This is a genomic window from Flavobacterium sp. 9AF (genome assembly GCF_902506265.1).
Classification (GTDB): Bacteria; Bacteroidota; Bacteroidia; order Flavobacteriales; family Flavobacteriaceae; genus Flavobacterium.
The window spans coordinates 1-8879 of record NZ_LR733619.1; the positions used below are offsets into that span (position 1 = coordinate 1).

At 28.7% G+C, this 8879-nt stretch carries 11 protein-coding genes; 10 read left to right on the forward strand and 1 reads right to left on the reverse strand.

All coding sequences use genetic code 11. The features are described from left to right. The 8 genes from HALO113_RS18205 to HALO113_RS18240 all read left to right on the forward strand — a co-directional run. On the forward strand, positions 1–268 hold a 268-nt coding region (locus HALO113_RS18205), incomplete at its 5' end, for a GxxExxY protein (RefSeq protein ID WP_159780567.1). A 52-nt stretch (positions 269–320) separates the two neighbouring features. After that, a complete protein-coding gene (locus HALO113_RS18210; protein WP_130733664.1) occupies positions 321–656 on the forward strand; it encodes a translation initiation factor in 336 nt (111 codons plus the stop codon). 56 nt (positions 657–712) lie between these two features. Next, on the forward strand, positions 713–1579 hold the full coding sequence (locus tag HALO113_RS18215) for a nucleoside phosphorylase (RefSeq protein WP_159780568.1): 867 nt from the start codon (positions 713–715) through the stop codon (positions 1577–1579). 73 nt (positions 1580–1652) lie between these two features. Continuing rightward, positions 1653–2027, forward strand: coding sequence for a VOC family protein (locus HALO113_RS18220; protein ID WP_159780569.1), 375 nt, complete (start codon positions 1653–1655; stop codon positions 2025–2027). A gap of 68 nt (positions 2028–2095) precedes the next feature. Continuing rightward, the gene (locus tag HALO113_RS18225) at positions 2096–2638 is read left to right on the forward strand and encodes a GNAT family N-acetyltransferase (protein WP_159780570.1); all 543 of its coding nucleotides are present in this window, start codon (positions 2096–2098) and stop codon (positions 2636–2638) included. 20 nt (positions 2639–2658) lie between these two features. After that, entirely contained in the window at positions 2659–3768 is a 1110-nt protein-coding gene (locus HALO113_RS18230) for a hypothetical protein (protein WP_159780571.1), read from the forward strand. After that, positions 3768–4613 carry a substrate-binding domain-containing protein gene (locus HALO113_RS18235; RefSeq protein WP_159780572.1) on the forward strand — a complete coding sequence of 282 codons (846 nt, stop codon included), beginning with the start codon at positions 3768–3770 and terminating at the stop codon, positions 4611–4613. Before HALO113_RS18230 ends, HALO113_RS18235 begins: the two co-directional genes overlap by 1 nt. Before the next feature lie 29 nt (positions 4614–4642). Next, positions 4643–5575, forward strand: a complete 933-nt coding sequence (locus HALO113_RS18240; protein ID WP_159780573.1) for a transglutaminase — start codon at positions 4643–4645, stop codon at positions 5573–5575. Between the two features lie 15 nt (positions 5576–5590). Here the strand turns inward: HALO113_RS18240 and HALO113_RS18245 are convergent, their stop codons facing one another. Next, positions 5591–6256, reverse strand: coding sequence for a uracil-DNA glycosylase (locus tag HALO113_RS18245; protein ID WP_159780574.1), 666 nt, complete (start codon positions 6254–6256; stop codon positions 5591–5593). 77 nt (positions 6257–6333) lie between these two features. Between HALO113_RS18245 and HALO113_RS18250 the strand changes: the two genes are divergently transcribed. Then, entirely contained in the window at positions 6334–8502 is a 2169-nt protein-coding gene (locus HALO113_RS18250) for a DNA mismatch repair protein MutS (protein ID WP_159780575.1), read from the forward strand. A gap of 16 nt (positions 8503–8518) precedes the next feature. Beyond that, positions 8519–8879: thiol-disulfide oxidoreductase DCC family protein (locus HALO113_RS18255; RefSeq protein WP_159780576.1), on the forward strand; the 361-nt coding region annotated here is incomplete at its 3' end.

Here is an 8879-nt window from a genome sequence, read left to right on the forward strand (position 1 = left end):
ATCTAGAGGATTTGAAATTGAAAGCTATAAAAAAATAAATGTACATTATAAAAATATCATTGTTGGAGAATATATTCCAGATATAATTGTAAATGAATCAGTAATCGTTGAATTGAAATGTGTTGAATATTTAATAGAAACACATGAAAGTCAATTATTGAATTATTTAAAAGCAACAAAGTGCGAAGTTGGATTAATTCTTAATTTTGGAAAAGATCCGCAATTTATAAGAAAAATTTTTACTAATGATTTAAAAAAACATAAGTAAGATTTTTATTATTTCTTAAATATCTCCAATCTGTGATCCAAAATAAATTAAAATGAGTTTAGAAGACCAATTAAAAAAATTATTTCCAGACCATCAACCCTCAAACGAAAAAGAAGAAACACCAGAAATTTCAGAACATGAATTGTTTGTTCAAAAAGAACCTATGATTTGTAAATATGAAAAAAGAAAAGGAAAACCAACAACTATTATTGCGGGATATGAAGGTGAAGAAGAAGACTTTAAATTATTAGCCAAAGAAATTAAAAATAAATTTGCAGTAGGTGGTAGTTTTAAAGATGGAGAAATTATCATACAAGGCGACTATCGTGATAAGATAATGCAATTCCTTCAAAATAAAGGCTTTAAAACGAAACGCGTTGGAGGTTAAGTTGACAATTTATAAAATTTAAATAAGAGCTTGCTACTCAAGCTCACAAGAACATTATGATTAAAAATTCAGAATTAATATTAAACCCAGATGGTAGTTTATACCATATTAACTTAAAACCAGAAAACATTGCTCACGATATTATTTTTGTGGGTGACCAAGATAGAGTTTCAAAAATAACTTCTCGATTTGACAATGTAGAATTTACCACTCAAAAAAGAGAGTTTAAAACGCAAACCGGTAGTTACAAAGGAAAAAGAATCACTGTAATTTCTACGGGAATTGGTCCAGATAATATAGACATCGTTTTAAATGAATTGGATGCTTTGGTAAACATTGATTTAGAAACCAGAAAACCAAAAGAAACGCATACAGCACTTAATATTGTGCGTATTGGAACTTCTGGATCTTTACAAAAAGATATTCCTGTAGATGCATTTGTAATGAGTGAATATGCCATTGGTTTAGACAATATGTTGCGCTCTTATTTAATAGACACTATTTCAGAATCAGCAATTGAAGAAGCATTTATTGCGCAAACCAATTGGGACTTAAAAAAAGGGCGTCCGTATGTTATTAAATGCAGTGAAACATTAGCCAATACAATCTTTAGTTCCAAAATGCACAAAGGGTTTACAGGGACTGCAGGTGGTTTTTATGGACCTCAAGGTAGAGTATTGCGTTTGCCAATTCAAGATCCAGAATTGAATACCAAAATGGATAATTTCAATTTTAATGGTACACGAATGACCAATCTTGAAATGGAAACCGCTGCTATTTATGGTTTAGGAAAGTTATTAGGACATCATTGTTTGTCATTGAATGCCATCATTGCAAACAGAGCAACAGGTGATTTTAGTCAAAATCCATATGAAGTGGTTGAAAATTTAATTGATTATACTTTAGATAAATTTATTCAATAAAAGTTAAGCAACTCAAATTTCAGAAATTTTAAAGATTATTTGAATTTCTACAATCTGTGTTAACAAAATAAATATGAAATTTCGATTCGCAAGACATACTAATAATTTAGAAAATCTAAAATCTTTTTACATAGATTTATTAGGTTTAGAATACTTAGGTAGTTTTGAAAATCATAGTGACTACGATGGTATTTTTATTGGCAAACCCAATTTAGATTGGCATTTGGAATTCACAAAATCAAATGAATTGATAACATTTAATTTTGGAGAAGAAGATTATTTGGTTTTTTACCCAGAGACTATTCAAGAATTTGAAAAGATCAGAAGTAAATTAGTTGAAAATAATATACCCTCTATTTTATCTAAAAATCCTTACTGGAATGAAAATGGAATAATTTTTAACGATCCAGATGGTTATTCAATTATAATTTCAAAAGTAAAAGTATAACAACTCTGATTTCAGAAATTTTTAAAATTATTTCGATTTTTCTAATCTGTGTTCCAAAAAAATTAAATATGAATCTAATCCTAGAAACCAAAAGACTTATTCTTAGACCGCTTGAAATATCAGATGCAAAAGATATGTTTGCAATGGATAGTAATCCTCTAGTTCATAAATATCTTTGGAACAAACCTTCAAAAGATATAGAGGAAACAATTAAAGTAATTGAATATGTACAACGACAATATAAAGAAAATAATATTGGTCGATTTGCAACTATTTTAAAAGATACAGGTGAATTTATTGGATGGACTGGAATAAAATTTGTAAACGACCATGTGGAAAATGGTAATACTAATTTCTTTGATTATGGTTATCGATTAAATGAACCTTTCTGGAATAATGGCTATGCAACAGAAGCTACTCAATTTTGGTTAGATTACGGAATCAACCAAATGAAAATAACTGAAATTAATGCCTACACACATTCCGAAAATGGTGCATCAAATCGTGTACTTAGTAAATGTGGTATGCAATTTATGGAAGATTATAATGATCCAGAAGGTGTTTTATGGAAATGGTGGCAGTTAATAAAATCAGATTTTCGAAACGAGTAACACAATTTATATTTATTCCGATGAAAATTAAAGCTTTATATATCTTTCTATTTGTATTATTATTCAGTTGTAAACCCGATGATACAATTATAGAAGAAAATAGAAAATTCTATATGGGTGTAACTCCCTGGCCTGCCAATTTCACATCGCAAGATTTAGAAAAAGCTTATGATTTTATCAATACGAAATGTGATATTGTTTCCCATCATTTTGATGAAGGAATTCCTTATGAAGAAGCTTATCATAATTTAGAAATGCCTGTTGCATTACAGCAAGAGATCAATTCCCGCTTATCGAAAACAAATTCCAATTTAAAAGTGCTATTAAGTGTTGCTGCTCTTAATTTAACTAGAAAAGAAAAAGCAGATTATTATAGGAATTCAACTGTAGAATCAAGTATAAAAGCAAGTTGGAATAACAAAACATTTTCAAATCCAGAAATTATAACAGCTTATACCAATTATTTAGAATATCTAATAAACAATTTCCAACCAGATTATATAAATTTTGGTGTAGAGAGTAATAATCCTGAATTTATAGCTACCGATTTTACTGAATATAAAATATTTTTAGCACAAGTTTACCAAAATTTAAAATCGAATCATCCAAATATACCTTGTTTTATTAGTTATATGGTGAGTGAATCCAATGGAGGTTTTGTAAATGCAACAGAATTATTACCCTATACAGATATTATTGGATTGAGTGCTTATCCTTATATTTCCATTAGTTCTTCGATAAACGGAAATACCAATCCTGATTTATTTCCAGCAAATTACTTTGAGAAATATATTTTTATGGCAAATAAACCTTTTTGCTTTGCTGAAACATCTTACATAGCAGAAAATCTAGTAATTTCAAGTTATAATTTAAATAAACAAGGTACAACCATTTGGCAAGATAATTATCTAAAAACAATCCTTAACTTGTCTCAAAATAAAAATGCTGTTTTTTTAATTTGGTTTTGTTCTAAGGATTATGATGATGGAAATTTATTTTTACAGCAACAAGGCTTATATACCGACTTGTTTGGATTATGGCAAGATACAGGTTTAATCGATGAAAATAATAACAAAAGATTGTCATATTACACTTGGGAAAATTGGTTTAAAAAAGAAAAAACAGAATAATGAAAACAATAAAAATAGCAGGAGTACCCGAACATTTTAATTTACCTTGGCATTTATGCATTGAAAATGGAGAATTTGAAGAAGCTGGAATTGATTTACAATGGACAGACGTTCCAGAAGGAACAGGAAAAATGTGCCAAATGCTTCGTGATGGAGAAACAGATATGGCTGTCATTTTAACGGAAGGTATTGTAAAAGATATTATAGCAGGAAATCCTAGCAAAATTGTACAAATATATGTAAAAAGTCCTTTAATTTGGGGGATTCATGTGGGAGTAAATACTCCGTATAAAACGCAATCCGATTTAGAAAATACCAAAGCAGCTATTTCAAGATTAGGTTCTGGATCTCACTTAATGAGCTATGTAAATGCACAAAATAACGGATGGAATACTTCAAATTTACAATTTGAAATTGTACATACAATAGACGGTGCTGTAACGGCTTTATCATCTGGTACTGCTGATTATTTTATGTGGGAACGCTTTATGACAAAACCTTTAGTTGACAATGGAACTTTTAGAAAAATTGCAGACTGCCCTACTCCATGGCCATGTTTTGTAATTGCGGTTAGAAATGAAGTTTTTGAAAAAGAACCTTCTATTATTAATCAAATTCTAGAAATTATAAATCTTACCACAGAAGAATTCAAACATATTCCAAGTATTGACAGAACTTTAGCATCAAAATACAATCAAAAAGTAGAAGATATAAGAGAATGGCTAAGTGTAACCCATTGGTCGCAATATCAAATAGACAAAACAACCTTAGAAAAAGTACAAAAACAACTTTATAAGTTAAATATTATTGAAAAAATGGTTTCTTATGAAACGATAGCTAAATAATTACTTAATTTTATCGTTTTTAAAAATTAATGGTTAACCAAAACTCGCTTACATTAAAACAAATTAAGGAAAAGCTTTCTTTACCAAAGCCTTGGGATACTATTATCATTTTTTTGCTTAATGTACTCATTACAATACCCGTTTTTTTAATTGCACATCAAAACTTAATAGAGCTGAATTGGTTTTATAATTTAGATCGGATTTTAATGTTCATTCTTATTCTGGTCATTATCCAAATCATTTTACGATTGCTCAAAACGATTATTATAATTTGTATTTTTCTTTACTTATTAACATTAATTTACGGAACATTATTTGGAAATTATGGCTTCGAAAGAGTTTTTGAAGATTATAAATATATGATTTATTCTATGAGTGAAAATCCCAAACCACAGGATTTAATCATTTCAAAGCTATTACCTTTTCCAAATAAATCTAAAATTATTGATGCCGTAGATTTTACGAATCCCAAAGTAAGAAATTTTGCATTATACGCAACTACCCAACATTTTAAAGAGATTAAAGGCTATTCCAAAAACAGAAAATTAATTCAATGTTTTGCCGTTTTTAAAGAAATAAAAGATAATTGGAATTATGTAAATGATCCTAAAGGAAGAGAATATATTGCTTATGCATCTGAAAGTTTACAACATTTTTCTGGAGATTGTGATGACCACGCTATTTTAATGGCTGCAAGTATTAAAGCTATTGGTGGTACACCAAGAATCATTCATACAGGAGGACATTTATATCCAGAAATGTTAATTGGTGATAAGAATAATTTAGAAACTGCAATATTTCTTATTAAAGAAGTTCTTTTTAAAGAAGAAGCAAAAAAACAACAAATACATTATCATATAGACGAAAGAGGTCAAATATGGCTTAATCTAGATTATACAGCTAGTTATCCTGGTGGCCCATTTATGAAAGAAGAAATTTTAGGAGAGTTGACTTTTTATTAGAGAATAATAAAAATCCTACCATTCTATCACAGGTTTACCTATACTTCTCAAATAATCATTCGTTTTACTAAAATGTTTATTACCAAACCATAGTTTTCTATTAGCACTTAAGGGAGAAGGATGACCTGTTTCAAGAACATAATGCTTCTCTCTATCGATCTTTACACCTTTCTTTTTAGCAAAACCACCCCATAATAGAAATACTACTTGTTCTTTTTCATCCGATATTTTTTTTATAACGGCATCCGTAAATGTTTCCCATCCTCTATTTTGGTGACTTCCCGCTTGCGATTCTCTTACTGTTAATGTTGCATTTAAAAGTAAGACTCCTTGTTTGGCCCAACGTTCTAAATTTCCAGAAGTAGGTATATTTTGACCTAAATCGGTTTGAATTTCTTTAAATATATTAATTAATGAAGGTGGAAAAGAAATGCCATCACTTACTGAAAAACATAACCCATTGGCTTGGCCTTTGCCATGATAAGGATCTTGACCAATAATAACCACTTTAACATCTTCAAAATGACAAATATCAAAAGCTGCAAAAATCTGATTCCCTGATGGAAAACAAGTATGTGATTGATATTCTTCTTTTACAAATGAAATTAATTTCTCAAAATACTCTTTTTCAAATTCATTTTGTAGCACCGTTTTCCAAGAATCATGAATTTTAATCGACATAATTTAAAATTTTATCAAAAATAGAAATTTATACTATAATAGGATGTAAATTTGCAAGTAAAAAGAGAAAGAGAAGAATGATTTCCGTTACAAACAAAACCTTACAGGATTTAGAATTTTATACTATTTTAGAAACAATATCCAATAAGTGTTCTACCGAAATTGGTCAGCAAAAAGCACAACAAATTGTACCTTTTAAAAATAAAGAAGCTTTACTATTAGAATTAACACAAACTTCTGAATATGTATCTTCTTATACAAATAATAATGCTATTCCCAATCATGGCTTTGAAACCATAACAAAAGAATTGCAATTTTTAGGAATAGAAGATAGTTTTCTTGATGCTTCGAGCTTTAAAAAAATTGCACATGTTGCAGAAACAGCTAATGCATTATTACATTTTTTAAAAAAATTTCAAGATTATTATCCTAAACTATATTACAAAACAACTAATATAGAATATACCAAAGAAATTAATAAACATATCGATACTGTTTTTGACAAGTATGGTGAAATAAAAGACAGTGCTTCTCCAGATTTGGTAAATATTCGTAGAAATATGCAACTGGTTAGAGGTAAAATCAATCAAAGTTTTGGTACCGCTCTTACACAATACAATTCCTCTGGTTATCTAGATGATATTAAAGAGACAGTAGTAGAGAATAGAAGAGTACTTGCTGTTTTGGCTATGTATAGAAAAAAAGTAAAAGGTTCTGTATTAGGAAGTTCAAAAACAGGAAGTATTGTGTATATTGAACCTGAAGCTACTTTGCGTTATTCTAGAGAATTAAGCGAATTAGAACAAGACGAAAAAGAAGAAATTATTCGTATTTTAAAGAAATTGACCAATCTAATAAGACCTTTTAAAGACTTATTATTAGCCTACCAAGATTTCTTATCAGATATTGATTTAATTTCGGCCAAAGCCAAATATGCTAATGCAATTAATGGTATCTTACCTACTATTACAGAAGAGAAACATTTATTTTTTAGAGAGGCTTATCATCCTATTCTCTATTTAACTAATAAAGCTAAAAATGAAGTAATTCATCCGCAAACTATTGAATTAGATAATCAAAGTAGGATAATAGTTATTTCGGGACCTAATGCTGGTGGTAAAACAATTTCTTTAAAAACAATCGGATTGTTACAATTAATGCTACAATCAGGAATTTTAATTCCAGTACACGAGCGTAGTACCACCTTTTTATTTGATCGAATTTTAACCGATATTGGCGACAACCAATCTATTGAAAATCATTTAAGTACCTATAGTTATCGTTTAAAAAACATGAATTATTTCTTGAAAAAATGCAATTCAAAGACGTTATTTTTAATAGATGAATTTGGTACTGGTTCTGATCCAGAATTAGGAGGAGCGTTGGCAGAAACTTTTTTAGAAGAATTTTATGCAAGAGAAGCTTTTGGTATTATAACTACGCATTATACGAATTTAAAAATTTTAGCTAATGAATTACCCTTTGCAACCAATGCAAATATGTTATTTGATGAAAAAACGTTAGAACCGTTATACAAATTACATTTAGGTCAAGCTGGTAGTTCGTTTACCTTTGAAGTAGCACAAAAGAATGGAATTCCTTTTGGTTTAATTAATAGGGCTAAAAAGAAAATTGAAGGTAGTAAAGTGCGTTTTGATAAAACCATTGCCACGCTTCAAAAAGAACGTTCAAAATTAGAAAAAACTTCTCAAAACTTAAAAGAAGAAGAATCGAAAGCGAGAGAAGAGAGTAAAAAAATGGAAAGTATTAATGCTAAAATTCAGGATAAACTAGAGCGTTATCAAGAACTATACGACGCTAATCAGCGCTTGATTTATTTGGGACAACGTTTAGATGATATCTCGGAAAAATATTTCAATAATAAAGATAAAAAAACCTTAATTGGAGATTTTTTAAAGATAGTTGAGATAGAAAATTCAAAACGAAAAAAAATTACCAAAAAAGAGAAAATTGCCAAAGAAAAAGTTGAAAAACAAATTATTGAAGAAGTAAAAGAAAAAGTAGAAGAAATTAGAACTGAGAAAAAAGAAAAGAAAATAAAAGCACAAAAATTAGAAGCCGAAAAACCAAAAGTAATTTTAAAAGTAGGAGATCGCGTTAGAATGAACGATGGAAAAGCGATTGGAACCATTGACAAAATAGAGAAAAATAAGGCTACTGTTAATTATGGTGTTTTTACTTCCAAAGTAGATTTAGCACAGTTAGAATACATTCAACCTCTTTAAATAAGTTTTAAAAATTATGAAAGAATTAGAAAATTTACCAAAAGAGAAGCAAATTATCCTTTTTGATGGAATTTGTAATCTATGCGAATCTTCAGTACAATTTATCATAAAAAGAGATAAAAAAGATCTATTTCGATTTGTTGCTATACAATCCGAATTAGGTCAAAAAATAATAAAACATATTGGGATTGATACTTCAAAAACAGACTCAATAATTCTTTATATTCCAGGAAAAGCCTATTATTATAAAGCTGAAGCTGCTTTAGAAATTGCAAAAAAATTAAATGGAGTTTATGTATTACTTGGCTATTTAACTTTTATTCCCAATAATATTAAAAATACTGTTTATGATTATATTGCTAAAAATAGATATAAAT

Bases quoted from the DNA above. Each gene is read 5' to 3' on its own strand.
- HALO113_RS18210 (WP_130733664.1), top strand. From the start codon at position 321: ATGAGTTTAGAAGACCAATTAAAAAAATTATTTCCAGACCATCAACCC.
- HALO113_RS18215 (WP_159780568.1), top strand. From the start codon at position 713: ATGATTAAAAATTCAGAATTAATATTAAACCCAGATGGTAGTTTATAC.
- HALO113_RS18220 (WP_159780569.1), top strand. From the start codon at position 1,653: ATGAAATTTCGATTCGCAAGACATACTAATAATTTAGAAAATCTAAAA.
- HALO113_RS18225 (WP_159780570.1), top strand. From the start codon at position 2,096: ATGAATCTAATCCTAGAAACCAAAAGACTTATTCTTAGACCGCTTGAA.
- HALO113_RS18230 (WP_159780571.1), top strand. From the start codon at position 2,659: ATGAAAATTAAAGCTTTATATATCTTTCTATTTGTATTATTATTCAGT.
- HALO113_RS18235 (WP_159780572.1), top strand. From the start codon at position 3,768: ATGAAAACAATAAAAATAGCAGGAGTACCCGAACATTTTAATTTACCT.
- HALO113_RS18240 (WP_159780573.1), top strand. From the start codon at position 4,643: ATGGTTAACCAAAACTCGCTTACATTAAAACAAATTAAGGAAAAGCTT.
- HALO113_RS18245 (WP_159780574.1), bottom strand. From the start codon at position 6,256: ATGTCGATTAAAATTCATGATTCTTGGAAAACGGTGCTACAAAATGAA.
- HALO113_RS18250 (WP_159780575.1), top strand. From the start codon at position 6,334: ATGATTTCCGTTACAAACAAAACCTTACAGGATTTAGAATTTTATACT.